The 24,948-nt window shown below is 59.4% G+C and carries 22 protein-coding genes; 14 read left to right on the top strand and 8 right to left on the bottom strand.

Annotation, left to right across the window (positions count from 1 at the left end; genetic code table 11):
* Nucleotides 1-8: 8 nt before the first annotated feature.
* From RHIBR816_RS0118480 to RHIBR816_RS0118470, 3 genes are all read left to right on the top strand, one after another.
* A complete protein-coding gene (locus RHIBR816_RS0118480) occupies nucleotides 9-1,019 on the top strand; it encodes a Gfo/Idh/MocA family oxidoreductase (protein WP_018238066.1) in 1,011 nt (336 codons plus the stop codon).
* A gap of 12 nt (nucleotides 1,020-1,031) precedes the next feature.
* Entirely contained in the window at nucleotides 1,032-1,991 is a 960-nt protein-coding gene (locus tag RHIBR816_RS0118475) for a sugar phosphate isomerase/epimerase (RefSeq protein WP_026187163.1), read from the top strand.
* A 166-nt stretch (nucleotides 1,992-2,157) separates the two neighbouring features.
* Nucleotides 2,158-2,466: a hypothetical protein gene (locus RHIBR816_RS0118470; protein ID WP_018238064.1), complete on the top strand. Its 309-nt coding sequence runs from the start codon at nucleotides 2,158-2,160 to the stop codon at nucleotides 2,464-2,466.
* A gap of 281 nt (nucleotides 2,467-2,747) precedes the next feature.
* Here the strand turns inward: RHIBR816_RS0118470 and RHIBR816_RS0118465 are convergent, their stop codons facing one another.
* Genes RHIBR816_RS0118465 through RHIBR816_RS0118435 form a run of 7 tightly spaced genes read right to left on the bottom strand, consistent with a single transcriptional unit; the run spans nucleotide 2,748 to nucleotide 9,442 of the window.
* A complete protein-coding gene (locus RHIBR816_RS0118465; RefSeq protein WP_018238063.1) occupies nucleotides 2,748-3,338 on the bottom strand; it encodes a hypothetical protein in 591 nt (196 codons plus the stop codon).
* The gene (locus RHIBR816_RS0118460) at nucleotides 3,331-4,026 is read right to left on the bottom strand and encodes a hypothetical protein (protein WP_018238062.1); all 696 of its coding nucleotides are present in this window, start codon (nucleotides 4,024-4,026) and stop codon (nucleotides 3,331-3,333) included. The genes RHIBR816_RS0118465 and RHIBR816_RS0118460 overlap by 8 nt, the downstream gene beginning before the upstream one ends.
* Nucleotides 4,027-4,044: 18 nt before the next feature.
* On the bottom strand, nucleotides 4,045-5,040 hold the full coding sequence (locus tag RHIBR816_RS0118455; protein WP_018238061.1) for a carbohydrate kinase family protein: 996 nt from the start codon (nucleotides 5,038-5,040) through the stop codon (nucleotides 4,045-4,047).
* A complete protein-coding gene (locus RHIBR816_RS0118450) occupies nucleotides 5,040-6,083 on the bottom strand; it encodes an ABC transporter ATP-binding protein (RefSeq protein WP_018238060.1) in 1,044 nt (347 codons plus the stop codon). Before RHIBR816_RS0118450 ends, RHIBR816_RS0118455 begins: the two co-directional genes overlap by 1 nt.
* 3 nt (nucleotides 6,084-6,086) lie before the next feature.
* Nucleotides 6,087-6,929: a carbohydrate ABC transporter permease gene (locus tag RHIBR816_RS0118445; protein ID WP_018238059.1), complete on the bottom strand. Its 843-nt coding sequence runs from the start codon at nucleotides 6,927-6,929 to the stop codon at nucleotides 6,087-6,089.
* Nucleotide 6,930: 1 nt separating this feature from the next.
* Nucleotides 6,931-7,878 (bottom strand): carbohydrate ABC transporter permease, encoded by a 948-nt coding sequence (locus RHIBR816_RS37575; RefSeq protein ID WP_026187162.1) that lies wholly within the window; start codon nucleotides 7,876-7,878, stop codon nucleotides 6,931-6,933.
* A gap of 4 nt (nucleotides 7,879-7,882) precedes the next feature.
* Entirely contained in the window at nucleotides 7,883-9,442 is a 1,560-nt protein-coding gene (locus RHIBR816_RS0118435; RefSeq protein ID WP_018238057.1) for an ABC transporter substrate-binding protein, read from the bottom strand.
* Between the two features lie 434 nt (nucleotides 9,443-9,876).
* Here RHIBR816_RS0118435 and RHIBR816_RS0118430 point away from each other — a divergent pair, with 434 nt between their 5' ends.
* The 6 genes from RHIBR816_RS0118430 to lpdA all read left to right on the top strand — a co-directional run bounded on the left by RHIBR816_RS0118430 (nucleotide 9,877) and on the right by lpdA (nucleotide 17,498).
* Entirely contained in the window at nucleotides 9,877-10,857 is a 981-nt protein-coding gene (locus RHIBR816_RS0118430; protein ID WP_018238056.1) for a sugar-binding transcriptional regulator, read from the top strand.
* 465 nt (nucleotides 10,858-11,322) lie between these two features.
* On the top strand, nucleotides 11,323-12,648 hold the full coding sequence (locus RHIBR816_RS0118425) for an NAD(P)H-dependent oxidoreductase (protein ID WP_026187161.1): 1,326 nt from the start codon (nucleotides 11,323-11,325) through the stop codon (nucleotides 12,646-12,648).
* Nucleotides 12,649-12,650: 2 nt separating this feature from the next.
* Nucleotides 12,651-13,685 carry a thiamine pyrophosphate-dependent dehydrogenase E1 component subunit alpha gene (locus RHIBR816_RS0118420; protein WP_026187160.1) on the top strand — a complete coding sequence of 345 codons (1,035 nt, stop codon included), beginning with the start codon at nucleotides 12,651-12,653 and terminating at the stop codon, nucleotides 13,683-13,685.
* 1 nt (nucleotide 13,686) lies between these two features.
* A complete protein-coding gene (locus RHIBR816_RS0118415) occupies nucleotides 13,687-14,685 on the top strand; it encodes an alpha-ketoacid dehydrogenase subunit beta (RefSeq protein WP_026187159.1) in 999 nt (332 codons plus the stop codon).
* Nucleotides 14,686-14,687: 2 nt separating this feature from the next.
* Nucleotides 14,688-15,974, top strand: a complete 1,287-nt coding sequence (locus RHIBR816_RS0118410) for a dihydrolipoamide acetyltransferase family protein (RefSeq protein ID WP_018238052.1) — start codon at nucleotides 14,688-14,690, stop codon at nucleotides 15,972-15,974.
* 78 nt (nucleotides 15,975-16,052) lie between these two features.
* Complete coding sequence (gene lpdA, locus RHIBR816_RS0118405; RefSeq protein ID WP_026187158.1) at nucleotides 16,053-17,498, top strand: dihydrolipoyl dehydrogenase; 1,446 nt, start codon at nucleotides 16,053-16,055, stop codon at nucleotides 17,496-17,498.
* 500 nt (nucleotides 17,499-17,998) lie between these two features.
* On the opposite strand, the gene RHIBR816_RS0118400 is transcribed toward lpdA, so the two are convergent.
* The gene (locus RHIBR816_RS0118400; RefSeq protein WP_018238050.1) at nucleotides 17,999-18,706 is read right to left on the bottom strand and encodes a TetR/AcrR family transcriptional regulator; all 708 of its coding nucleotides are present in this window, start codon (nucleotides 18,704-18,706) and stop codon (nucleotides 17,999-18,001) included.
* 231 nt (nucleotides 18,707-18,937) lie between these two features.
* Here RHIBR816_RS0118400 and RHIBR816_RS0118395 point away from each other — a divergent pair, with 231 nt between their 5' ends.
* The 5 genes from RHIBR816_RS0118395 to RHIBR816_RS0118375 all read left to right on the top strand — a co-directional run bounded on the left by RHIBR816_RS0118395 (nucleotide 18,938) and on the right by RHIBR816_RS0118375 (nucleotide 24,779).
* Entirely contained in the window at nucleotides 18,938-20,050 is a 1,113-nt protein-coding gene (locus RHIBR816_RS0118395; RefSeq protein ID WP_026187157.1) for an extracellular solute-binding protein, read from the top strand.
* Nucleotides 20,051-20,081: 31 nt separating this feature from the next.
* A complete protein-coding gene (locus tag RHIBR816_RS0118390; protein WP_018238048.1) occupies nucleotides 20,082-21,164 on the top strand; it encodes an ABC transporter ATP-binding protein in 1,083 nt (360 codons plus the stop codon).
* Nucleotides 21,157-22,875 (top strand): ABC transporter permease subunit, encoded by a 1,719-nt coding sequence (locus tag RHIBR816_RS0118385; RefSeq protein ID WP_026187156.1) that lies wholly within the window; start codon nucleotides 21,157-21,159, stop codon nucleotides 22,873-22,875. The genes RHIBR816_RS0118390 and RHIBR816_RS0118385 overlap by 8 nt, the downstream gene beginning before the upstream one ends.
* Before the next feature lie 112 nt (nucleotides 22,876-22,987).
* Nucleotides 22,988-23,758 carry an SDR family NAD(P)-dependent oxidoreductase gene (locus RHIBR816_RS0118380; protein ID WP_034816531.1) on the top strand — a complete coding sequence of 257 codons (771 nt, stop codon included), beginning with the start codon at nucleotides 22,988-22,990 and terminating at the stop codon, nucleotides 23,756-23,758.
* 133 nt (nucleotides 23,759-23,891) lie between these two features.
* Nucleotides 23,892-24,779 carry an alpha/beta fold hydrolase gene (locus RHIBR816_RS0118375; protein ID WP_018238045.1) on the top strand — a complete coding sequence of 296 codons (888 nt, stop codon included), beginning with the start codon at nucleotides 23,892-23,894 and terminating at the stop codon, nucleotides 24,777-24,779.
* Nucleotides 24,780-24,948: the final 169 nt, after the last annotated feature.

Below are 24,948 nucleotides of genomic sequence, written 5' to 3'. Positions count from 1 at the left end.
GGTCTTAAATGTCTGTCAGAATAGCGATCATCGGCGCCGGTATCATGGGCGCCGACCATGCCCGGATTGTCTCCGAAGATCTGCCGGGGGCAACCCTTCAGGTGGTGTGCGATGCCTCGTCGGAGCGCGCCCGAAAGGTGGCTGAGGAATGCGGTGCCGTTGACGTCTCCTCCGACCCGCTGGCGACGATCACGCGCGGCGACGTCGATGCCGTGCTGATCGCCAGTCCCGATGAAACCCATGCCTCGCTGTCACTCGCTGCTATCGAGGCCGGCAAGCCGGTGCTCTGCGAAAAGCCGTTATCGCAGAGTTCGAAGGAGTGCCTTACCGTAATCGACGCGGAAGTTGCACGCGGTCGTCAGTTCGTCCAACTCGGTTTCATGCGGCGCTTCGATCCGTCATACCGTGATATGAAGGCATTGCTTGACGACGGCTCCCTTGGCGGCGCGATCATGATGCACAACTTCCACCGCAATGTCGAAGCGCCAGCGAACTTTACCGGCCAGATGGCGATCACCAATTCCGCACCGCATGAGTTCGACGTCGCGCGTTTCGTGCTCGGCGCCGATTACACGACCATCACTGTTTTCCAGCCGACGGGCGTCGACGCGACAAGGACCGGCGCTCCGGTCTTCATGGTTCTCGAAACTGACAGGGGACAGCTCGTCAACATCGAGATCAACAATAATGCCGCCTACGGCTACGACGTTCGCGGTGAGCTGATCGGCGAGAAGGGATCGATTTCCCTGAACGCACCTGTCTACACGCGCCACAACAGCGACCTGATGGCCTACGAGCGCTATGCGCCCGATTGGCGCCCGCGCTTTGCCGAGGCCTACCGACTGCAGAACAAGGCCTTCCTGAACTTCGTTCGAACCAGCGTTTTCCCGCCGATCGCCTCCGACGCCTGGGACGGCTATTGCGCGGCCCTCGTCGCCGAGGCCGGCGTTGAGGCCCTGCGCAAGGGCGAGCGCATTACCATAACAAGGGCGGAAAGACCGTCCCTGTACAACCGATAAAAGGATAGTGACATGAAAATGGGCTTCGTTTCCGACTGTCTTGGCGGCCTGACCTTCGATGCGCTTCTCGACAATGCCGCCCGCCTGGGCGTCTCGGGTGTCGAGGTCAACACGGGCGGCTGGTCGACCGCGCCGCATTTCGACCTCGAGACGATGAAGGCGAGTGCCGATGCGCGCCGCAGCTTCATGAAATCCTTTGAGAGCCGCGGGCTCGAGATCATCGCGCTCAACGCCAACGGCAATCCGCTTCATCCGACCCAGCCGGAACAGGGCAAATGCCTCAAGGACACGATCCGCGTCGCCGGTGAGATGGGCATCAAGACCGTCTGCGCGATGTCGGGTCTTCCCGCCGGTCGCACCGGCGACCTGATGCCGAACTGGGTCGTCTCCTCCTGGCCGCCGGAGACGCAGGAAATTCTCCGTTACCAATGGGAGGAGAAGCTGCTGCCGTTCTGGGCGGAGATCGCGGTGCTTGCGAGGGAGAGCGGCGTCGAGCGCATCGCGCTGGAACTGCACGGCAATCAGTGCGTCTACAACGTTCCGTCCCTTCTGAAGCTTCGGGCCGCCATCGGTCCGGTCGTCGGCGCCAATCTTGATCCTTCGCATTTGTTCTGGATGGGGGCCGATCCGCTCGTCGCGGCCGAGGCCCTTGGGGAAGCGGTCTATCACGTCCATGCCAAGGACACGATGCTCAACGCTCCTATCCAGGCGACGACCTCGCTCCTGGAAAACGGCTCATTGATGGACATTCCAGCGCGTAGCTGGTCCTACATCACGCTCGGCTTCGGCCATGGCGAGCAATGGTGGCGGCAATTCTGCTATCGGCTCAAGATGGCCGGCTATGACGGCTGGCTGTCGGTCGAGCATGAGGATGTGCTGCTCAACAGTCTCGAAGGGCTGGAGAAGTCGATTGCACTGTTGAGGGGCGTCATGCCGGTGGCCGCGAGCGATTACAGGCCGCAGGCAATCTGACGGAGCCGGCAAGGAAGAGACAGGGAGGACGCGGCCGTCCCCCGGCTGCGCCTGCAATGCGCAAAGCGCAACCGATCGACAAGGTGAGGCCCGACGTAGCGGCCTCTGCCTGTGCGCCGGGTGGCAGCCGGCCTCCTATGTCCACCATTCGGAAAAGGAGCGGTCCATGACAAACCGGGGCGAGCCGGCAACTCCAATAAATCTCTCTGAGCTAAGATCGATGATCGCGGCAAGGAGCGTCATTTTCCCGGATCAGGTTGAGAGTGTGGTCCGCAAGGCGCTCGCCGAGCCTGAACTGATCGCCTTTGGCTCAACATACTCTGTCGCCGCGGCGTGCTCGGTTTCCCAGACGACGGTCGTGCGTCTCGCCGGTCTTCTAGGTTTCGCCAGCTTTGGGGAACTGAGAACCCTGTTCCGGGAACACTTGTGTGACCGCATCGGGCGCATGCCGCATCTCGGCGACTTCTCCTCTTGACTACGAATGTCGTCAGCAATCTTCCTATTTTTGGCTGGTAGATTGCCCTTGCGAGGTAGTGACCGCTTTAGACTTTAGCCGGGCCGTTCGTTGTGCTTGTCGTCAAGGACTGCAACGGGTCGATGTTTCCGGTTCCTTCCCGTCGGGAAGGGGTGGAAAGCGGGAATTCATTGCGAGTGCGCTGAACAGCGGCTTTTGTTGGGCGAAGTTCCTGCGGAATTATGCACATGGCAAGGCTGCGCTTTGCCCGACGCCCCTGGGCACCGTTCTTTGGTGCTCGCCTAGGTTAGGTTGCGTTGATAACGAGCGTTGAAGTTTGCGGGCATCGACCAGTTGGGCTCATTGCCGAGAACCCTCTGAAAAAATCCCGCCGCATAGCTCGTATCCTCGTTGGCGTTCTCCCGGAAAGACCACCAACTGCGCAGGTCATCGATCACCCTGTCGATTTCGACCTCCGTGTGGAACTCTTGGTCCATCGTCGCGGCGTATACGGTCAGGCAGAATGTCGTGGCGACATACCCTTCAGGCCAGAACTCAGCAGCAGAGCCTCGAACAAGCTGTTGTGGAGGCTTCGTTGTTTTTAACGGCATCTCGGCAATGAGTTCCCGCAGCATGAGCGACGGAGCAAATTCGAAGAACTCGCGGCGTTCAGTTTGGTTAGCCGGCCTTTGTTGCTCTATGCTTTTCAGCCAACCGACAAAGGTGCGCGCCAATTTCAACTCGTCGATCTGAAAGCGATATCCCATGAGCTCGCCGCACAATGCAGCGTGGGCCTCGAACGCCGTTCTGAACCAGTGCAACTGTCTCGCGGCGATCCGCAGCGGCTTGTTCGTCGGCGGCAAATGCGCGATCAACTGGCGAAGGTCAAACATGGGCCGCGTACCTCGCAAAAAACGTAGATAACTTCGCGCGGTCCTGCGTCCGAAAGGCTTGCGAAATCTCGTCCTGAAGCGCGGTCGTTAGATTGGTCGCGGCCTGAACCATCTTCGCGTAATCTCCGTTCTCGCGGTCCGATAGCAGGTACAGCAAGACGGAAAAGACGGCGACCTGCGCGAGGGTTTCCTTCGATGCGGGGGAATGGGCGTCTAGATAATCGATCCGGATAGGCTCTTCCCTGAGAAGTTGGAGGGCTAGTTGCGCGGCGAAATGCTCTGGCGCGGCGCGCGACGTGACCTGACCAAAAGCCTTTCGCCCAGCGCTCTGGCTGACCAGCGCCCTGCTGGCGCCCAGTTCGCTGAGGACGATTTTCATCGTCTCGTAGAATACAGCGGAGAATTCCTCTGATTGCCCGCCGGGAGCCATCATGTCCTGGAGCTTGTGAGATCCAAGCGTCACCTCGCCGAAAACCGTATGGACGACGCTGCTTACCATCTGGTCGACGCTGCGGGCGAGCAGCCCCATTTCCCGGAGCGCTGTCAACGCTATCTTTGAGGCGGGGGAAGGAAGTTTCGTCGGCGTACCCTGCACGGCGTCACATCCTCTCTTTAACGCATACCGCAATCCACGCAGCGCGTCCTTCAGTTGCGCTGCGTCTGGAGCGAATTGTGGCCGCACGCCCATGACCCTACTCCCATGACCTCATTGCATCGCTTTCGCTGCGCCGGCTGCCGCCAACATAGCTCCTCCGCGTCTCGGAGTGGACTCTATAAATCGCCGAGTCGCCTCGTAACTTGCAACGCCCGCCTGACTGCCGAGACCGGTCGCGTTCAGCGCCGAAGACGCTTGGCCGACCTCGACGGCATCGTAGGGTGAAAGGCCCTTGACAAGGCCGGCGGCAAATCCGCCATTGAAGCAATCTCCACATCCGCACGTGCATTTTACCTCAACCTTGAAGGCTGGAGAATGGAACTCCAGACCCGACTGGTCTAGATAATAGGCGCCATCGGCGCCAAGTGTCAGGATAACGCACCCGGCGCCCCTGCTCAGCAGGAAGTGGGCAAGGTCGCGGTTCTCCGTCAATCCGGACAGCGCCTTGGCCTCCTCTTCGGATGGAAGGAAATAGTCCGTGTAGGGGAGAAGAGCCTCGACCTTCGGCAGGTCTTCCGGCGTCGAAGCGAATACGTCAAGAGTGGTGATCACGCCCCGGCGGCGCGCCTCTGACATCAGTTCCGCCGTCCTGCCAGTGTCATCCATGCGATTCATGAGGCCAACGCCGCCGATATGGAGGATTTTTGTGTCCAGCAATCCATCAATGGCTGAATCTGACACGTAGAATGCGTCCGTAGCGCCCCGTTTGTGAAGGGCCGGACGCGTGCCGTCCGGACGCGTGGTCACGATCGAGGAAGACGTCGAGAAGCCCTTGCAGCGCTGCATCATACGGATGTCGACGCCGTATGAGCTGAGTTTCATGCGGACCCAATCTCCCATGTCGTCGTACCCCACACCTCCGACCGCTTGGACGCGCAGGCCGTATTTGGCGGCGACGATGGCGGCCGATCCCGCCGCGCCCGAGACCGCGAGCGTGTAGTCCTCCACGAAACATGTCTGGCCTCCGGGCGGTATCGCCGTGACGGGGCGGCAGAGAGCGTCAAAGGTGTAGAAACCGACGCAGCTAAGATCGAATGTCGTCGACATCAGTTCACCCCCACACGATAGCCGTCTTCGCCGAAGAAGTAGAGGCGGCTTGTATCGAAACCCACCGCAATGGCGCTGTCGATTGGGGCGCGGAATTCACGACCCGCCTTGATCTCGATGTTCTTGTTCGCTGTGCGCACCGTGAGGTAGGTGATGTCGCCGGTCGGCTCCACGCCGTAGACTTGCCCCTGAAGGTTGTCTCCGCCAATCTGGCAGTCCTCAGGACGGATGCCAAGCGTGATGTTTCCGGAGAGATTTGCAGGACAGGGAACCCTGATGCCGGCGGAGGAGAATGTTCCATTCTGTGCCGTGCCGGCAATGAGGTTCATCGGCGGCGAGCCGATAAAACCGGCCACGAAGGTGTTGGCAGGGTTTGAATAGATGTCGTCGGGCGTGCCAATTTGCTGGATGACGCCCTTGTTCATGATCACGATGCGATCGGCCAGCGTCATCGCCTCGATCTGGTCGTGGGTCACGTACACGGTGGTCACCTTCAGCTCCCGCTGCATATGCTTGATCTGTACGCGCATGCTGGCGCGCAACTTAGCGTCCAGATTGGACAAGGGCTCGTCCATGAGGAATACCTGCGGTTGTCGCACGATTGCGCGCGCGAGCGCCGCGCGCTGACGTTGTCCCCCCGAGAGAGCGCCGGGCTTGCGATCCAGGAAAGGACCCAATTCGACCATTTCCGCTGCGCGCCGGATGAGGTCATCATGCTTTGCCTTCGGCACCTGACGCATCCTCAACGGGAAGCGGATGTTCTCGTAAATCGACATATTCGGATAAAGGGCATACCCCTGGAAAACCATGGCCACGTCCCGGTCACGGGCGTCGATGTCGTTCATCAACGCATCGCCGATGCGGATCTCGCCTTCCGTCGGGTGTTCAAGGCCAGCAATCATCCGCATGGTCGTCGTTTTTCCGCAACCAGATGGACCGAGAAGTACCAGGAACTCTTCGTCGACAACGTCGAGGTTCATATCCTGTACGCCGACGAACGAGCCGAAGCTCTTGACGACGTTCTTGAGTAGAATGGAAGCCATGGCTTATCCTTTCACGGCACCCATCGTCAGCCCGCGCGAAAGATGCTTTTGGATCAGGATCACGAGGATCAGGATCGGCGCGAAGGCGATGAACGAGACGAGTGCGATTGCGTTGTAGATCACCCCATCGGAGCCGCCGGTGAAATTGGCGAGGGCAACCGACATCGTGTAGGCTTTCGACGTGGAGGCGATGAGGAGTGTGAAGAGAAACTCATTGATGGCGAAAATGGCCGCGATGACCGCCGCGGTGATGATGCCGGGCAGACAGGCCGGTATCATGATCTCCCAGAGGATGGTCAGGTCGCCTGCGCCGTCGGTACGCGCCGCGTCCTCGAGCTCCTTCGGGATATCCAGCATGTAGCTGCGGATGATCCAGGTCACGAGACTGAGATTGATGGCCGCGTAGATGAGCATGAGTGCCCAGACGGAGTCGAGCAGGCCGATGTTCTTGAACAGGAAGAAGATCGGTACAGCGACGATCGCCGGTGCCATCATCCGTGTGGAAAGGATGTAGAAGCCGATATCCTCGCGCCCCTTGAACTCGTATCGGGCAAGCGCAAAAGCTGCGGGGATCGCAAGGACAAGGTCGATGACGACGGACCCCGCTACAGCCAGAATCGAGTTTCGCAGGTAGAGTGCGATGGGCCAATCGCTTACAAGCAGGCGCCATGCATCCAGGCTCCAGGTCGGCCAGTAGATGGGTTCTGGAACAATGATCTCGGTGCGCGGGCGGAAGCCGATCGTCAGGAACCACAGGATTGGCACCAGGCAGACCATCGCCCAACTGACGAGAATGATGTAGCGGACAAGAAGGTTGTCACCACCGGATTTGCGAACGCTGGCCATCTCACGACTTTCCTGACTTGAATGCACGCTTGACGATCGTTTGGGCGATGACAATCGTGATGAGGAGCATGAGGACAGAGGCGGCGGATGCATAACCGAAGTTGAACATCCGGAAGCCTTGGCGGTAGATGAAGTAGCTCATTGTCTCTGTCGCGCCGCCAGGTGTGCCCTGGGTCATAATGTAGACATTGGTGAACATTGTCGTGATATCGATGCCTCGCAGCGTTACCGCGACGACGATTATCGGCCGCATCATCGGAAGCGAGATGTTCCAGAAGATGCTCCCCCAGCTTGCTCCATCGAGCCGGGCGGCTTCTTCGATTTCCTCGTCCTGTCCCTGGAGTGCACCCACAAAGATGATGAACAGAAACGGGGTCCACTGCCAGACGTCGGCAACGATAAGGGTCAGCCGTGCCAGCCATACGGACGACAGCCAGTCGACATTGTTCGACACCAGTCCGACCGACATCAGCAGATCGGAAATCACGCGGCCGTCGTTGAAGGCGAGCTTCCAGATGAATGCTACCGCGGACGGCATGAACAGCATGGGCATCAGGAAGACGATCCGCCAGCCGCGCACAAATGGGTCGCGGTAGCAATAGAACGCAACCGTCATTGCTATGATTGTCTGGAGGCTCAATGACAGGCCGCCGATGATCGCAGTGTTGGCCAGTGCAGCCCAGAATTCCCGATCCTGGATGATGCGCGTGTAGTTCCCGAGGCCGGCCCATGACCAGTTCACGAACTTGACGACGAAAAGGCTCTGATACATCGCGAACAGGCCAGGGTAGAGCGTGATCGCGAGCAGGTACAGGACCGCGGGTCCGACAAGAAGATAGGGAAACATCTTCTTAGCGGTCGCCGAGCGTGGGCGGCGGATCGAGTACACCGCTGCAGCGGGAGCGGCCTTGGCCGCCCCCTTTTCAAGTGTGTGAGTTGAATGTGCCATGGACTTAGAACGGCAACGCCTTGCCGCCACCAACATACATGCCGGGTGCCACATCTGCATAAGCGACGGGGCCGTTTCCGCCTGAGAAGCCGTTCTTCTCCATGATACTCTTCCACGCCGCCTGGCCGTTCTCAAGAGCTTCCTTCGCGGAGATCTGGCCAGTAACTGCGCGGTTAATCTCGTTGCCGAGGGCCTGTTCCATCTCGAACATGCCCGGAAGGCGGGGCGCGCACCAAGCGTGCTCAAGGCTATCCGCCCACACCTTTGCCGGCTGGCTGACCGCTCTTAACCGCTCATTCGCCAACACGGAGCGATAGCCGGGGGCTACGCCGTTGGCGTTGGCCTCATTCATGGCCATGATGGAGGAGGTCGTAAGGAAGGCGAGCATCAGGAACGCGCCTTCGGGGTTCTGCGCGGTTGCAGCGACGCAAGAGGTCGAGCCTGCAATGTTCGGCGGAGCGAACACACCGCCCGAAATCCGCGGCTCATAAATCGTCACGAAATCATCAACGATTTTCGACTGGTCCGGGCGCATGGCCTGCGTGCCGCTGTCTTGCCAGCTGATATTGGCAGCAACCTGACCGCCGAGCCAAGCGGCACGGTTTTCGCCCCAGCCGGCGCCCGAGACGCCCTCGATGGCATTCTTCTGAAGCGCCATGATAATGTCCATGGCCTTCATCCCCGCATCGCTCGTCAGTTGCGGATTCCACTGGTCGTCGAACAGCTTCAACCCGGCCTGCGCGGCGATGTGCTCCCAAGTATAGGTGGCCCAGAAGCCACGCGCCGCCATCAGGCCGACGCCCGATACGCCACCGCCAAGTTTATTTGCTTCGGCGGTAATGCGGATGAGTTCGTCATAAGTCGGAACGGAGCTCGCACGATCGATCGTTCCGCCAAGGATCTTCTCCATGATCGATTTGCGAAGGTGCACCATCTGAATGTCGCAATCGAACGGAATGCCGACGAGCTTTCCCCCAAAATACCCGTAATTGAGGCGGTATGTGTCGTAAAAGTCGTCGAGCGGAAGCTTCCACTTTTCGACGAACGCGCCGAGATCATCGTACAGGAATCCTGGACCGGCGAAATCACCCAGCCACGGGGAGAAAAATTGCAGCGCGTCGAAGGAAGCGTTGCCTGAAATGAACTCGGAGACGGCCTTGTCGTAGAAGCTGTCGTCCGGGATCGGAACAAGCTCCACCTTGATGCCGGACAACTGTTCGAAAGGCTTGAGACCCTCGGCCGCGGATTCCTGGTCTGCTGCTCCGACGGCGAAGCGGACGGTTTTACCTGCTTGTTCTGAACGTACCTGTTCCCAATCGACCGTTCTGATCCAGTCTTTTGCCGGATCCCACAACGGTTCGTCCGACATCGAGTAGAGCTTGCGGTAGTCCTCTCGCACGTAGTCCTTAACCGAGATTTTGTCGAGAATGGATTGGATATCCGGAAGATCGGACTGGGCGAAGGCCGGCAGCCTCAGGCTGGAGGCCGCACCCGCGGCCAGGCCCAACACTGCGGTCTGCCGCAGAAAGCCGCGGCGCGACACACCCGTATTCAAGATAGTCATTAGCTGTTCCTCCCCAATGTAAACTAATCAGTTGAATGCCCATGGAGGCAAGACTGTTTTGGCACGGCCTCCATTCCGTGCCATTCCGGCGGCGATCTCCGCTTCACGAGCGATAGAACAATTGCCATCCAAAAATACAATGTGTTCACGATGCCCCGATGTCAACCCCTTTTTCGGGAGCGCTGGCTGCGCAAAAGCGAACATCAATGGCAAATAACGTCAATATGTGCGAATATTCGTTGTGTTGCGGAGACAATGGCAGGCGAGTGGGCCGACGGTAGGTCTGACTATAAAGTGCGTCCCTCGTCTTGGCCGGAACGGCTTCTGGCCTTTGAGCCTTTTGCCGTTCGTGTTCGCCCCGGCAGGAGGAGGTGAAATCGCGACGGCAGTGTGATATCGACCGCTACGCCTGTAGAACCCATGAGGAACGCAAAATGCAGATCACGTCTCCAGTTGTGATGGCCCAGAGCGAGTCTGAGAGACTGCGAGCCCGCGTCGTGTGGCTGTATCACGTGGAGAACTACACGCAGAACGACATTGCCAAACAGCTTGGCATCAATCGAGTGATGGTCGTCCGACTCTTGGCGGAGGCGCGGCGTCGCAATGAGGTCCGCGTTTCCATTTCGTCGCCGCTCTCAGACATGGTGGCGCTCGAAAGGGACCTTGAGATCGCCTTCGGGGTCACGCGGGCAATCGTCGCGCCGTTCAGTGATCCCGACGGAGACCCTACGAAAGTTATCGCCGCTGCCGCGGGAGCGCTCATATCCACGATGATGAAATCTGGGATGATCGTCGGCGTGGGCTGGGGGCGAACCCTTTACAATACGCTGCCTTTCATTGCTGGAGCCACTCTCGAAGACTTCCGCGTCGTCTCCTTGTTGGGGGGCATTTCTGCGGCGCGGCGTTTCAATCCAGCCGAATTTGCCTGGCAGTTCGCGGAACTATTCATGGGGGAGGGATTCCTGGTCCCCGCGCCGGCTGTGGTCGACAGTCCGGAAACAAAGCATGCGCTGCTCGAGAGGTGCGGGCTTGCGGCAATTTTTGAGATGGCGGACAAACTGGACGTTGCCCTATTGTCCGTCGGCGGGATTTCGGCCCTTACAACAAGCTATCGCACGGGCTATTTGAGCGAGGCTGACCGCCGCTCCCTCATCGACGCGGGCGCAGTCGGCGACGTCCTTTACAACTTCATCGACAAGCAGGGCAACCTGATAGATCACGAGGTTAATTCCCGCGTGATCTCGGTGAATCTTGATCGCTTGCGTCGTACTCCCGAGCGTGTGCTGATCTCGGGCGGTCCGGAAAAACTGCACGCGCTGCTCGCCTCTCTTTCGACCATCAAGCCGACCACTTTTGTAACCGATGAGCAAACGGCAAAGGCGTTGCTGTTGGCGGCTGAGCAGACCAACACATAGACGTCGCGGAGAAGGCGCGGCATCCGTTTGGCGTTCGCCTTCACGAACATTATTCAAAAGTCTCGACTGTTTGTTCTATTCTGCTCGTGTGAGTCGGTGCACTCTTTGCATGGACGTCCCGTCTTTTCGCATAAATTTGGTTTGCGATGGCCGCCACAGCATCCCTGGTTTCAGGCAAGCCCGACGAATGTGCAAGACATTTGGCAGCCTTCCGCGTTGCCTGCCGGGGATCGGCGGAGCCTAAACCCGCGTCTGCACGTGAGCATCGGTCCAGTTTGATGCCTTCCGCAAAAGGAGCACGCGAGATTCCTAAGCTCCCAGTCTAACCCCTTGAAATCCCCATCCTTGCCGCGAAAGCGCTCCCCAAGCGCTGTCATGACGATCGTCAAGCGCGAACAAATATGTTGACGGAAGTACAAATGTACACTACCTACATTGCTGGCAGTGGATATCGGGAGGACTGAAATGCCCATCAATGTTGCGCCAACGGGCCTTGCGCGAGACCTCATGCGACGCGAGGAGGAGGGGAGGCCCATCCGTATAGGCCTGGTAGGCAGTGGAGAAATGGGCACCGACATCGTGACCCGTGTCGCCCACATGCCAGGCATCGAAATTGGCGCGATTTGCGACCTGAACGTCGCCCGCGCTCGCGCTGCAGTGGACATCGCCTACCAATCTGACGGCTATCATCGCGACGCGGTCAATTCGATGGAGCTGAACACCGCCATCGAGAGCGGAAAGGTCGCGATCACCGCGGATTCGACCAACATTCTCAACAGTGGCCTCATCGACGTGGTCATCGATGCCACCGGCGTGCCGGCAGTCGGCGCCGAGATCGGGCTCGCCGCCATGGAGCACGGCAAGCACCTGGTGATGATGAATGTTGAGGCCGATGTAACGATCGGCGCCTATCTCAAGAGCGAAGCCGAGCGGCTTGGCGTGACCTACTCGCTCGGGGCGGGTGACGAGCCGTCTTCATGCATTGAGCTGATCGAGTTCGTGTCGGCCATGGGGCATCCGATCGTTGCGGCCGGCAAAGGCAAGAACAATCCGCTGAACGTCGATGCTGTTCCAGACGACTATGCCGAGGAAGCCGCGCGCCGGAACATGAATGTCCGCATGCTCGTGGAGTTCGTCGACGGTTCCAAGACAATGGTCGAAATGGCCGCGATCGCGAATGCCACGGGACTAGTCCCTGACAAGCCCGGCATGCACGGCCCGGCGGCCACGCTGGACAAGCTTTCCTCGGTCCTGATCCCGGAGAAGGACGGGGGCGTCCTCTCGAAGGCGGGTGTGGTCGACTATTCCATCGGCAAGGGTGTGGCGCCGGGCGTTTTCGTGGTCGCCGACATGTCACATCCGCGCATTTCCGAGCGCATGGAAGACCTCAAGATGGGCAAGGGGCCCTACTTCACGTTCCATCGCCCCTATCACCTCACCTCGCTCGAGGTCCCGCTCACCTGTGCGCGTGTCGTGCTCTACGGTAAGCCGGACATGGTGCCGCTGTCGACCCCGGTCGCGGAGGTCTGCGCGGTCGCCAAGAAGGACCTTGCGCCCGGCGAAACGCTCGACGCCATCGGTGAATACTCCTATCGGGCCTGGATCATGACGGCGCCGGAGGCGCGGTCCTCCTCCGCAATCCCGTGCGGCCTCCTTCAGGGCGGTACCGTCACGCAGCCGATCCGTAAAGGAGAGCTTATAACCTATCAGAACGCGTCGGTTGCGCCCGGCTCGCGCATTGCGGAACTCCGCGCGCGACAGGATGCGCTCGTTTACGGAAAGGAGGCTTGATCATGTCGGGACGCGCCCAGGCGATGCAAGTGGAAGGCGAGACCAGCAATCTGCCCTTCATCTACCGCCAATACGAACGCGAGCAGCTTCTTGATGCGCTTCGAAAGATGCACCTCATTCGCCGGTTCGAGGAAGGTGCCGAAGAGTGCTACATGCGCGGGCTCATTCACGGGACGATGCATCTTTCCATCGGTCAGGAAGCGAGCGCAATGGGAATCTGCATGCCTCTTGTCAACGAGGACCAGATAACCTCTACCCACCGAGGGCACGGCCACTGCATCGCCAAGGGCGCCGAAGTGAAGCGGATGTTCGCAGAGTTCTTTGGCAAGACTACCGGCTACTGTGCAGGTCGCGGCGGGTCGATGCACATCGCCGATGTGTCGACTGGGAACCTTGGCGCGAACGGGATCGTAGGGGGCGGGCTTCCGATCGCCGTCGGCGCGGCGCTCACCGCAAAGCGGCTTCGCACGGGCAAGGTCGTTGTCTGCTTCTTCGGTGACGGCGCGAACAACGAGGGTGCCTTTCACGAGGCGCTGAATATGGCTGCCATCTGGAAGTTGCCCGTCATTTTCGTGTGCGAAAACAACGGCTACGGCATGTCGACTTCGACCGCCCGTTCGACGGCGGTCGCCAACGTCGCCGATCGCGCGGCCGCCTACTCCATGCCGGGTGTGATCGTCGACGGCAACGTTTTGTCGGAGGTCGCGGAGGCCTCCCATGAGGCGGTTGAAAGGGCCCGCCGCGGCGACGGACCGACGCTCATCGAATGCAAGACCTACCGGTATCGCGGACATTCCAAAAGCGACCGCAATCGCTATCGCACGAAGGACGAGATTGACGACTGGATGACCAACCGGGATCCGATCAAACGCTACGAAGCTCAGTTGATCGAGTTCGGTATCGCGACGTCGGACGAGCTAGAGGCGATCCGCGGCAGTGTGCAGCAGGAAATCGACGCTGGTATCGAGTTCGCGAAGGCTAGCCCGATGCCGTCAATCGATGGCCTCGCTGACAACGTCTACACGCTCGAGGCATGACATGAACGCGCCAGTCAGAGAAATCAGCTACTCCCAAGCCATCCAGGAAGCCATGGCGATCGCCATGGAAGCGGATGAGCGCGTGATCCTCATGGGCGAGGACATCGGCGTCTATGGCGGCGCCTTTCAGGTGACCGGCGATCTGGTTGACCGCTTCGGCTCCGACCGCGTCATGGATACCCCCATTTCCGAGCTTGGCGGCGCAGGTGTCGCCGTCGGCGCAGCGGTCACCGGCTTGCGACCGATCTTCGAATTCCAGTTTTCCGATTTCGCCGCGCTCGCAATGGAGCAAATCGTCAACCAGGCGGCCAAGATGCGCTACATGCTTGGCGGTGCGGTGTCGGTTCCACTCGTAATGCGGTTCCCGGCCGGCTCCGGAACCGGGGCTGCGGCACAGCACAGCCAGAGCCTGGAAGCATGGCTTGGTCACGTGCCAGGGCTAAAGGTCATTCAGCCGGCGACGCCGCATGACGTGAAAGGCATGCTCCTTGCTGCCGTGGCGGATCCGGATCCGGTGATGATCTTCGAGCACAAGCTGCTCTACAAGATGAAGGGGCCGGTTCCCGAGGGACACTACACGGTGCCGCTCGACAAGGCGGAGGTCCGGAGGGAAGGGCGCGACGTCTCGATAGTCGCAACTTCTATCATGGTTCACAAGGCCCTGGAGGCAGCGGAAGTGCTTGCCGGCGAGGGCATCAGCGCCGAAGTGATCGATCTGCGATCAATCCGCCCCATCGATCGGGAGACGGTCATCGCCAGCGTCATGAAGACCTCCCGGCTGATCTGCGTTTATGAAGGCGTTAAAACGCTCGGTGTCGGGGCGGAGATCAGTGCAATGATCGCCGAAAGCGAGGCGTTCGACTACTTGGATGCTCCGATATTGCGCCTCGGCGGGTCCGAGACGCCGATCCCCTACAATCCCGAGCTGGAAAAGGCTGCCGTCCCGCAGGTACCGGACATAATCGATGCGGCCCGCGGCCTTGCGAGGGGAGTGCGATAGGTATGGCGACCGAAGTCATTTTGCCGAAGGTCGACATGGACATGGCGACCGGCAAGATCTCGAAGTGGTTCTTCGGCGAGGGCGATGCCGTGAAGGAGGGCGACGTCCTTTTCGAGATCGAGACCGACAAAGCCGCAATGGAAATCGACGCGCCGGCGAGCGGAGTCCTGCGTAACGTGACCGGCAAGGAAGGCGTGGATATCCCGGTCGGCTCGGCCGTCGCGTGGATCTATGCCGAGGGAGAGGCCGTCAACGAGACGGCCGTCCCTCTTGCGCCTTCGGCCACCGCCGAAAGTCCGCTGCCGGTGTCCGAAGCAAAGACGCCGGCCGCGGAGCTCGCAGTCGAACAGAAAGTTGACAGCGCCCCCCGCGCCACGCCGCTCGCACGACGCCTCGCGCGGGAGCGAGAGCTGGATCTAGCCAGGCTAAACGGCAGCGGCCCGCGTGGCCGCGTCGTCAGTGCCGATGTCCTGGGAGTCTCCAACACGGTCGTCGATGCCGGGGCACAGGCCGAGCCCGCAGCGGTTCAGTCGGAGGCTCCGGGGAGCATCGCAGGCGAGAACGCGCTTCGGCATTTTCCCGAAGGGTCCTACGAACTTCAGGCGCACAGCTCCATGCGTCGGACGATCGCACGGCGGCTCGTCGAGGCCAAGAGCAGTGTTCCGCACTTCTACCTTGCGGCGGACTGCCGGCTCGACGCGCTCCTGAAATTGCGCGCGGAGCTCAATGCTGCGGCGCCGCTGATCGAGAGCGTGCCGGCCTACAAGCTCTCGGTGAACGACCTCGTCATCAAGGCTTACGCACTCGCTCTGGCGGGTGTTCCGGACGCTAACGTGTCTTGGACGGACGAGCATCTGGTGCGCCACAGCCATTCCGATGTCGGCGTGGCGGTTTCCGTCCCCGGTGGGCTTATCACCCCGATCATCCGCCAGGCGGAGCAAAAGAGCCTTTCGACCATCTCGAACCAGATGAAAGACTTGGCCGCGCGTGCCAAGGCAGGAAAGCTGAAGCCCAACGAGTACCAAGGCGGCACGGGAGCGGTGTCAAACCTCGGAATGTACGGCGTGAAGGAATTCGCTGCGATCATCAATCCCCCCCACTCCACGATCCTGGCGGTCGGCGCCGGAGAGAAGCGGCCGGTGGTAACCGCAGAAGGGGGGGTGGGCGTTGCTACGGTCATGAGCGTAACGCTGTCCACGGACCATCGTGCCGTGGATGGTGCGCTGGGCGCAGAGCTTCTCGCGAAGTTCCGCGCGCTCATCGAGAATCCATTGAGTATGCTGGTCTAGTTTCCTCCCGCAACTATGGGGGATCGTTGCCGCGGCGCAGTCGAGCCGAGGCGCGTCCCCCAATTTTTTTTTCAAGGAATGCTCATGTCCTACGACGTCATCGTTATCGGTTCGGGCCCGGGCGGCTATGTCACCGCCATCCGCTCGGCGCAGCTGGGCTTGAAGACGGCGATCGTCGAGCGCGAGCATCTGGGCGGCATCTGCCTGAACTGGGGCTGCATCCCCACGAAGGCGCTGCTTCGCTCCGCCGAGATTCTCGACCATGCCAACCACGCCAAAAACTATGGCCTGACGCTCGAAGGCAAGATGACAGCCAACGTCAAGGATGTCGTTGCCCGCTCGCGCGGCGTCTCGGCGCGGCTGAACGGTGGCGTCGCCTTCCTCATGAAGAAGAACAAGATCGACGTGATCTGGGGCGAGGCCAAGCTGACGAAGCCCGGCGAGATCGTCGTCGGCGCACCGTCGAAGCCGGCCGTCCAGCCGCAGAATCCCGTGCCGAAGGGCGTGAAGGGCGAGGGCACCTATACGGCCAAGCACATCATCATTGCGACCGGCGCCCGGCCGCGGGCACTGCCCGGCATCGAGCCTGACGGCAAGCTGATCTGGACCTATTTCGAGGCGATGAAGCCCGAAGAGCTGCCGAAAACCATGGTGGTCATGGGATCCGGCGCGATTGGCATCGAATTTGCCAGCTTCTATCTTTCCATGGGCGTCGACGTCACGGTCGTCGAACTCCTGCCGCAGGTCATGCCGGTCGAGGATGCCGAGATTTCCGCCTTTGCCCGCAAGCAGCTTGAAAAGCGCGGCATGAAGATCTTCACCGACGCCAAGGTGACGAAGGTCGAGAAGGGCGCCAATGACGTCACGGCCCATGTCGAGACGAAAGACGGCAAGACAACGCAAATCAAGGCCGATCGCCTGATCTCAGCCATTGGCGTACAGGGCAATATCGAAGACCTTGGCCTGGAGGCGCTCGGCGTCAAAACCGACCGCGGCTGCATCGTCACCGACGGCTACGGCAAGACGAACGTCGCAGGCATTTATGCGATCGGCGACGTTGCGGGTCCGCCGATGCTGGCGCACAAGGCCGAGCATGAGGGCGTCATCTGCGTCGAGAAGATTGCCGGCGTCCCAAGCGTCCATGCGCTCGACAAAAGCAAGGTCCCGGGCTGCACCTATTGCGACCCGCAGGTCGCTTCCGTCGGCCTCACCGAGGCGAGGGCCAAAGAGCTCGGCCGGGACATTCGCGTCGGCCGCTACAGCTTCGGCGCCAACGGCAAGGCGATTGCGCTCGGCGAGGACCAGGGCATGGTCAAGACGATCTTCGACAAGAAGGGCGGCGAGCTCCTCGGCGCGCACATGGTGGGCGCGGAAGTCACCGAGCTCATCCAGGGCTTCGTCGTTGCCATGAATCTGGAGACGACCGAGGAAGAGCTGATGCACACGATCTTCCCGCATCCGACGCTCTCCGAGATGATGAAGGAAAGCGTGCTCGACGCTTATGGCAAGGTGTTGAACGCGTGAGCGGTCCTTCCCTCCCGAATCTTCGGTAGCCCTTATAAGCCCGGCGCGCGCGGTCGCTTCCCTGTTGTCCGTCTCGAAGCAGTATCAAACCGAGGGAGATGGCGCCCATCAATGCGTGCCAAATTGTGTTTAGAACAAGCCATCCCTGTTGCCTAGAGACCACTCTCGGCGGCTAGAGCAGGTCGCGCAGGCTAACCCACGAACCGTGAAACAACCGAAAGGGTTATTTCCGGAAGATGCGAGAAACGTGAGAGGATGGTGGTTTCCACTTGGACCGATAGAGCGAGCTTGACCTCCTGAATGCGGAAAATATGCGTTCTGAAGAACTATGCGCGGAAATGCTGCGCAAAGAGAATGCGCAACTTAGGAGAATGCTTGAACGATTTTGAGCTGGGTTCGAGAGATGGCGGCCGTATGGACATCAGCGCATACCCAAAGCGCCAGCTTATGCGTCAGTCGCGGCGCCGCAATGAGTAGACCCGGCGCCTATCACGTCGCGCTCAATTTCCTGGCTGGCTATTTGGGGGCTCAGCGCGACCACCTGTGGCGTCTGCGCAATCAGACTGCGACGCCAATATAGCGCGTGAAATCGCAATTGAACGTGCGGTACAGGCTTCAGGGTCGACACCAGTTCCCGACGAGTCGCACCATGACCTGACGCCATCGAGCAGCTTCATGATGGCGCGCGCCGAAACCTCACAATTGTTGTAGCCCATTTCGCAGGCCGCTGCCTCGTACATTCGGACACACAATTGCAGCCAGTGCTCAATTTCCTGCCGAATTCCTGGCTGTAGGAAACCGCAAATACGATCCGTGGCAACGAGTATGTCCCACAGGTCGCTTTCTGGAAGTTCGAGCTGCCGCTTCACATGCGTTCGTACCATGCTGTCCCAAAATTCGTTCACGCCAGCGCTGTTCTCGACAGCGCTGAGGATCGCGGAACCCCAGCAGTGATAATGCCACCGCAGCGTCTGGGCGACGATTTCATCTCGCCCGTCCGGAAAATGGAAATATATACTCGACGCCTTCACGTCGAGAGCCTTGGCAAGTCCTCTCATCGTTACGCCCGAGAAACCTTGCGTCGTTGCAAGTTCGAGAAAAGCTTCAAGAACTTGGCGGCGCCCGTTAGTCAATTTGGTCCAGTCAAATTGATCGAGGTGGCGGCGCATTTCATCACACGCTTGCTGAACTCGAGGCGGCAGGGTCATCTACAGGGTCCTAACAACATGGCGGCTTTGAGCCTCCGCTAACAAGGCTTCGTACCTCCTTCATCTATATGTATGTCTCGGCTCGTGCAATTCTTAGGAGGCGACAGCTTCTCCCCCAAGCCGCTCCTCGGAGAGTATGTAAACGATAACATTCCAAAAAATATTGACAGCGGACGCGATTTGGATTTATCTAACTGTCGTTAGTTAGATAATAAAAAAGGGGATCCAGAAATGTTCGATAACATGCCGCGATCGGTTACTCGCCGCACGATCCTGAAAGCTGGTGGTGCCTTGGCAGCCAGCTCGCTCGTTGCACCGGCAATCATTCGAAGCGCCTGGGCAGAGGAGGAGCCGATTACACTGCTCACCTGGGAGACCTACCATGAGCCTGAGTGGATCGCCGAATGGCAAGCTGCCAACGGCGGAGTTAAAGTAAAGCCAATTATTATTTCTTCGCTGGATGAAGTATTCGCGCAGTTGCAGTCCGGCGCTGTCAAGCCCGACGTCGTCTACTCGGAGGCTTCCACAGCCGGGCGCCTCAAGAAGGCAGGACAAATCGGTCCGTTCGATATCTCCAAAGTTCCCAACGTGGCAAATGTGCTTCCGGGGCTGAACTGGAAGGAGCCCCTCTCAGTCGAAGGTACCCTTATGGGTATCCCGCTCCACTGGGGCACGCAGCCGCTCCAGTACAATGCCGATGTGATCAAAGAGCCACCTACCACTTGGGGCGACCTTTGGGACGAAAAGTATAAAGGTAAGGTGACGACGTTCGATGACGCTACCGTCAATATTCCGATGGTCGCGCTCTACGTCGGCGCCAAGGACCCTTTCAACCTGACCGAGGAAGAGTTTACGAGCGTCACGGACGCGCTTCGTGCACTGAGACAGCAGGTTCGGGTGGTTACCCGTGGCTTTGACGATGCGGCTAACCTCTACGCGTCCGGCGAGGCGTTGATCGGCTACTGTCACAATGTCGCTGTTGTGAATTCGCTTAAGAAAAAAGGCGTGAATTCCAAGTATTCGCTGCCAAAAGAAGGCACTCCCTCCTGGATCGAAGGTACATTCGTGACGCCGAAGGGGCAGCGGGACATCGTCTATAAGTTCCTCAATGACACCATGTCGCTCCCTTGGCAGGCGAGGTTCATGAAATTCTCCGGTAGCAACGGCATTCTTACGGGCGCGGACGCCCTCAAGGCCGGGCTTACTGAAGAGGAGCTGAAGAATACGAATGTCCCGGATTCCGAGGACCCTGGCTTCAAGGATAACCTCGTATTCTTCCGAGAGCCCGAGGACGTCGAACGGCGAATCCAGATCTGGAATGATTTCCTGGCCGGCACCCTTTGATTTCGGCCCAAATTAGCTCTGGAGACTGCCCATGGGAACGCGTGAAGCTGGCCCGGTACTTTCGCTTGTGGGGGTATCTAAAACCTATGAGGGCGCACAAAAGCCGGCGCTCGAGAAGGTGTCATTCTCGGTGAAGCCTGGAGAGTTCTTCTCGATACTTGGCCCGAGTGGATCCGGTAAGACTACCATCCTTAGGACCGTTGCCGGCTTCGAAAAGCCAGATAGCGGCCAGATCGTGATGGACGGAGATGTGATGAATGCCGTGCCCCCATTCAAGCGGGACGTTCGCACGGTATTTCAGAGTTATGCATTGTTCCCGCACCTCACGGTGCGGGAAAATGTCGAATATCCCCTCCGGATGCAGGGCGAGCCGAAGGCAAGTCGTCGGAGGAAGGCCGAGGAAACGCTGTCGCTCGTCGAACTGTCAACTTTTGCCGACAGGCTGCCTCACCAGCTTTCGGGGGGACAACGACAGCGGGCGGCTCTGGCGCGCTCCATAGTCTCCCGGCCAAGACTTCTTCTTCTCGACGAGCCCCTTGCCGCTCTCGATCTCCGCTTGCGGCAGCAGATGCAACACACATTGGTCGCCCTGCAGAAGGAACTCGGGATCGCGTTCATGTACGTCACGCACGATCAGGGCGAGGCGCTGTCCATGTCAGATCGCGTTGTCGTCCTGCACGATGGCAAAATCGCCCAACTGGCTACCCCGAGAGAAATTTATTTCGCACCTCAGAACGAGTTCGTCTCCAGGTTCGTAGGGCGTTCGAACCTCGTCCCCGTTCACTTTGAGCCGGAGGGCAGCGGCTATGCTGGGACGATTGAGGGAACCAGAATTGCTGGTCTTACCTCCGAACGAGGTGGAACAGCGCGGATGGCAATAAGGTACGAAGCGGTTCAAGTGATGGCGCCCAACGGTGCCGGCCGCTTGCCCGACGCAGTTCCCGGAATAGTCGAAGACGTCCTTTTCCTGGGGACGAACTGTGAAGTCAACGTCCGTTGCGGCGGTATCAGCTTGATCGGAACCGTGCCAGCCGCACGAGAGTCAACTTTTTTGGTAGGTCAACCGGTGCAGGTCGGCTTCGATCTCATAAACACTCAGGTGTTTTATGACTGATAGTATCGCGACAATAGCTGCTGACGGCAAAACGTTCCGGCGACGCTTGCCGCTGAAATTCAGTTTCGCAAGCGCTCCTGTGGTGGCTTGGCTGTTCCTCATCGTTTTCCTGCCCAACCTCCTGCTCATAGGAACGAGCTTCCTCAAGTCGTCGGCAGGCGTGATCCTCTTTGAACCGTCGCTGGTAAATTACGCGCGCATCTGGAATTCGGCGGGTTTTTGGGCGTTGCTGTGGCGCACGCTCTCGTTCAGTTTCATCGCGTGCGTATTCGCTACGATGATTGCCTATCCGCTGGCTTTCTATGTAGGCAGGGTTGTCGGACGGAATAAAGCCCTGCTGACAATGCTCGTTGTAATCCCGCTGTGGATCAGCCTCCTGATGCGGATTTTCGCATGGCGGGTGATCCTCGGTCAGTCGGGCGTGCTCAATGCGGCGTTAGTGTCGAGTGGCATTCTGGACGCGCCATCGGAAGCGTTTCTCTACAGCCCGACGGCAGTCGTGATCGTCTTCGCCTACATCTCTGTACCGTTCATCTTCATCTCGACCATGGGGGCGTTCGAGAAGATCCCGCGGGACCTATTCGAAGCATCGGAAGACTCCGGCGCTACCGCCTTTCAGACCTTCGTCCATCTTGTCTGGCCGCTTACGCGCAGAAACCTGGCGATAGGCTTTTCACTGGCGTTTCTCGTGACTGTTGGCGACTTCGTCACTCCGGCAATGATCGGCGGAATCGATGGCACGACCTTAGGGGTAGTCGTCTCCACACAATTCGGATTTGCAAACAACTGGCCTTACGGTGCGGCCGTCGCCGTTGCTTTGATGCTGAGCGTTGCCTTGCTTCTTGGCGTCATCCTTGCACTGTGCCCTGCTAGGGGAGTCATGGTCGGGGGAGAGTCTGATCAGGCGGCTTCGTCCGCGGCGACCCGCTTTGGTCGCCGTCTGGGCGCCGCCGGATTTGTCGCTGCGATTGCTTACCTGTATGCGCCGCTAGCAATCATCGTGCTGTTCTCGTTCAACTCGGCAAACCTGCAGGTTTTTCCGCTTCAGGGGCTGACACTGCACTGGTACCACGAACTTCTTCAGGACCAGTCCCTGATCGAGGCTGCGCGGCGCTCTGTTGTGGTTGCTGCGTGTGTCGTGTCGGTATCGGTTGTGGTCGGGACAGCCTTTGCCCTCATCGTGCACTACGCAAGACTGAAGGGAGCGCGCTTCTACGAAATGGCGTTCGCTCTTCCAATCGCCACCCCGGGCGTCGTCTTGGGCATCGAGATGGTGCTGGGGACGGAACTGTTCGGCATTCCGTCCGGCATCACCAGAATTGTCGTTGGCCAGATGAGCTTCGTGATGCCGGTGACCCTGCTTCTATTGCTGGTTCGCCTGCGGCGCATCGATCCAAGCCTCATGGAAGCTTCGTTGGATCTCGGGGCAAACCGCTGGCAAAGCTTTGCCCACGTTCTATTCCCCATGATCCGGGGGACGATCCTGGCCAGCGCCTTTCTCGGTCTCACCCTGTCTGCCGATGACGTCATGGTCACGCTGTTCCTGTCCGGTGGTTCACCGACATTGCCGATCTGGGTGTTCAACCAGATGCGATTTGGGTTCACGCCTTCGGTCAACGCGGTCTTCTCGCTGCTCTTGGTTGCATGCTTGCTAGCGGTGACGGTTGCGAGTTGGCGGAACGCTTCCAAGCGAGCTCGGGTGCCGAATTGAGGATTTGTACGCAGCTGGCAGCGGCGGCAGGTCCGCTCATGGGCGACCATCTGCCGAAATGGATCGTACGCGAGCTGCGAGAGCAGCAATCATGAGAGGAAAGGTTTTAGAGGTGAGTAGCTATAGCGGTCGAGTGGTTGTCGTGACCGGCGCCGGATCCGGCATGGGGCGGGCGATGGTAGGCGAGTTTGTATCCAGAGGGGCGTACGTCGCCGCTCTCGACATCAATATGGCGCGTGCCGTGCAGACGGTTGAAAAGCTGGAAAAGCCGGAAATGGCAATTCCCGTGCAGGTCGATGTGAGCGATCCGCAAAGCGTGCAGCGCGGGGTAGAAACGATCATTGCCAGGTGGGGGCGTATTGATCTTCTCTGCAACAATGCGGGCATTCTCGACGGCCATGCTCCAGCACATGAAGTAAGTCTCGAGGAATGGAACAGGGTTATGGCGGTGAATCTCACCGGTCCGTTCCTAATGTCGCGAGCCGTCATCCCGCAAATGCTGGCACAGGGAAAAGGCGCAATCATCAATACGGCGTCAACATCTGGCTTCAGTGCTGCCGGGGGGGGCTCGGCCTACACTGCTTCCAAGCATGGTGTCATAGGTTTGACCCGGCAGCTCACATTTGAGTACGGCGCTCGCGGCATCAGGGTAAATTCCATCTGCCCCGGAGCGACCGCCACGCCTTTAGCGCTGCCCGAACACAACGCGGCCTCTCCAGACATGGATTTGGCAATCAGCAAGGTGCCGGCTCGCCGTTGGTGCCAGCCTGAGGAAATCGCAAAGCTTGCAGCATTCCTCGGAAGTGATGATGCGGACTACGTTCACGGGAGCGCCTACGTGATGGACGGCGGTTGGCTGACCGCCGCACGCGACCCGTTCTAAGCGGTTGGGGTTTGGTCTTGTCGGTGGGCATCGGCAAGATTCCAGTACATTCACGAGTTGCAGAGGCCGTCTGCGAGTTGGGCGAAGACGTTCGCCATTGAGGCAATAAAATACCTGCAAGAGGGAGACTGCGATGGTTGACAGACAACAATGGCCCGAAACCGGGATTGAGGGTTTCGAACGCGGCTTTGCAACTGTGGACGGTGTCAGGTTGCATTATGTCACTGGCGGGAGAGCGTACGGCGAAGTCGTCCTTCTGTTCGCAGGCTTCCCACAGAGCTGGTACGCATGGCGCAAGATTATGCCGATCCTTGGCGAGCGTTACAGGATCATAGCGCCCGATCTGCCTGGACAGGGCGATTCTGATCGCCCGATGGGCGGCTGTGATACGTTGAGTGTTGCGAAGATCGCCCGCGGGCTGGTTCAGAAGTTGGGTGTGGATCGCCACTTTCTCGTGGCCCATGATGTCGGCGCCTGGGTCGCATATCCCTACGCAGCGCTCTACGGAAGTAGCGTTAAAGGGCTAGCCATCCTGGATACGGGAATACCCGGCATCAGCCTTCCCGACGCACTGCCTTGGTCTTCCGACGTTGCATGGCGCACCTGGCATGTTGCCTTCCACAACGTTGCTGACTTGCCGGAGGCACTCATCCAAGGCCGGGAGCACATCTATCTTAACTGGTTTCTCCAGCGCAAGGCGGCGAATCCGCAAGTGTTCTCTGATGCCGACTTCGAAGAGTATCTCCGCGTCTTCTTGTACAGCGGGCTCAAGGGCGGACTCGCCTACTACCGTGCCGTAACGCTGTCGGCCGAGCAAAATCGGGAACTCAGCGCCAAGGGAAAGCTGGAGATGCCGGTCCTGGCGGTGCGAGCCGATCAGGGGTCAATGCCGGACCTGGTGGCGCAATTGCAGAAGATCGCAACCAATGTCCGGGGGACCGCAATAGAGTCCTGCGGTCACTATCTGGCGGAAGAACAACCCGACGCACTTGCGCGGGAGTTGCAAGGCTTTTTTGGCTGACACTTGACGTCAGCGTGGGGTCCGGTGGTCCACCTTCCCAAGACGGGTGGATTCCAGTGGCTGCGGTTGACCGTGGTCGGTCAACCGCAGCCAAGATCAGAATCGCCACACGGCATCGAACGCTCAACGATGACCGGCGCACGGGTGAAAAGGCAGCTTTGGGAGCCAT

Source organism: Ensifer sp. BR816 (assembly GCF_000378985.1).
Taxonomy (GTDB): Bacteria; Pseudomonadota; Alphaproteobacteria; order Rhizobiales; family Rhizobiaceae; genus Sinorhizobium.
The sequence above is the reverse complement of the archived record's forward strand: the minus strand, read 5'-3'. Positions and strand labels throughout refer to the sequence as shown.

Bases quoted from the DNA above. Each gene is read 5' to 3' on its own strand.
- RHIBR816_RS0118480 (WP_018238066.1), top strand. From the start codon at position 9: ATGTCTGTCAGAATAGCGATCATCGGCGCCGGTATCATGGGCGCCGAC.
- RHIBR816_RS0118475 (WP_026187163.1), top strand. From the start codon at position 1,032: ATGAAAATGGGCTTCGTTTCCGACTGTCTTGGCGGCCTGACCTTCGAT.
- RHIBR816_RS0118470 (WP_018238064.1), top strand. From the start codon at position 2,158: ATGACAAACCGGGGCGAGCCGGCAACTCCAATAAATCTCTCTGAGCTA.
- RHIBR816_RS0118465 (WP_018238063.1), bottom strand. From the start codon at position 3,338: ATGTTTGACCTTCGCCAGTTGATCGCGCATTTGCCGCCGACGAACAAG.
- RHIBR816_RS0118460 (WP_018238062.1), bottom strand. From the start codon at position 4,026: ATGGGCGTGCGGCCACAATTCGCTCCAGACGCAGCGCAACTGAAGGAC.
- RHIBR816_RS0118455 (WP_018238061.1), bottom strand. From the start codon at position 5,040: ATGTCGACGACATTCGATCTTAGCTGCGTCGGTTTCTACACCTTTGAC.
- RHIBR816_RS0118450 (WP_018238060.1), bottom strand. From the start codon at position 6,083: ATGGCTTCCATTCTACTCAAGAACGTCGTCAAGAGCTTCGGCTCGTTC.
- RHIBR816_RS0118445 (WP_018238059.1), bottom strand. From the start codon at position 6,929: ATGGCCAGCGTTCGCAAATCCGGTGGTGACAACCTTCTTGTCCGCTAC.
- RHIBR816_RS37575 (WP_026187162.1), bottom strand. From the start codon at position 7,878: ATGGCACATTCAACTCACACACTTGAAAAGGGGGCGGCCAAGGCCGCT.
- RHIBR816_RS0118435 (WP_018238057.1), bottom strand. From the start codon at position 9,442: ATGACTATCTTGAATACGGGTGTGTCGCGCCGCGGCTTTCTGCGGCAG.
- RHIBR816_RS0118430 (WP_018238056.1), top strand. From the start codon at position 9,877: ATGCAGATCACGTCTCCAGTTGTGATGGCCCAGAGCGAGTCTGAGAGA.
- RHIBR816_RS0118425 (WP_026187161.1), top strand. From the start codon at position 11,323: ATGCCCATCAATGTTGCGCCAACGGGCCTTGCGCGAGACCTCATGCGA.
- RHIBR816_RS0118420 (WP_026187160.1), top strand. From the start codon at position 12,651: ATGTCGGGACGCGCCCAGGCGATGCAAGTGGAAGGCGAGACCAGCAAT.
- RHIBR816_RS0118415 (WP_026187159.1), top strand. From the start codon at position 13,687: ATGAACGCGCCAGTCAGAGAAATCAGCTACTCCCAAGCCATCCAGGAA.
- RHIBR816_RS0118410 (WP_018238052.1), top strand. From the start codon at position 14,688: ATGGCGACCGAAGTCATTTTGCCGAAGGTCGACATGGACATGGCGACC.
- lpdA (WP_026187158.1), top strand. From the start codon at position 16,053: ATGCTCATGTCCTACGACGTCATCGTTATCGGTTCGGGCCCGGGCGGC.
- RHIBR816_RS0118400 (WP_018238050.1), bottom strand. From the start codon at position 18,706: ATGACCCTGCCGCCTCGAGTTCAGCAAGCGTGTGATGAAATGCGCCGC.
- RHIBR816_RS0118395 (WP_026187157.1), top strand. From the start codon at position 18,938: ATGTTCGATAACATGCCGCGATCGGTTACTCGCCGCACGATCCTGAAA.
- RHIBR816_RS0118390 (WP_018238048.1), top strand. From the start codon at position 20,082: ATGGGAACGCGTGAAGCTGGCCCGGTACTTTCGCTTGTGGGGGTATCT.
- RHIBR816_RS0118385 (WP_026187156.1), top strand. From the start codon at position 21,157: ATGACTGATAGTATCGCGACAATAGCTGCTGACGGCAAAACGTTCCGG.
- RHIBR816_RS0118375 (WP_018238045.1), top strand. From the start codon at position 23,892: ATGGTTGACAGACAACAATGGCCCGAAACCGGGATTGAGGGTTTCGAA.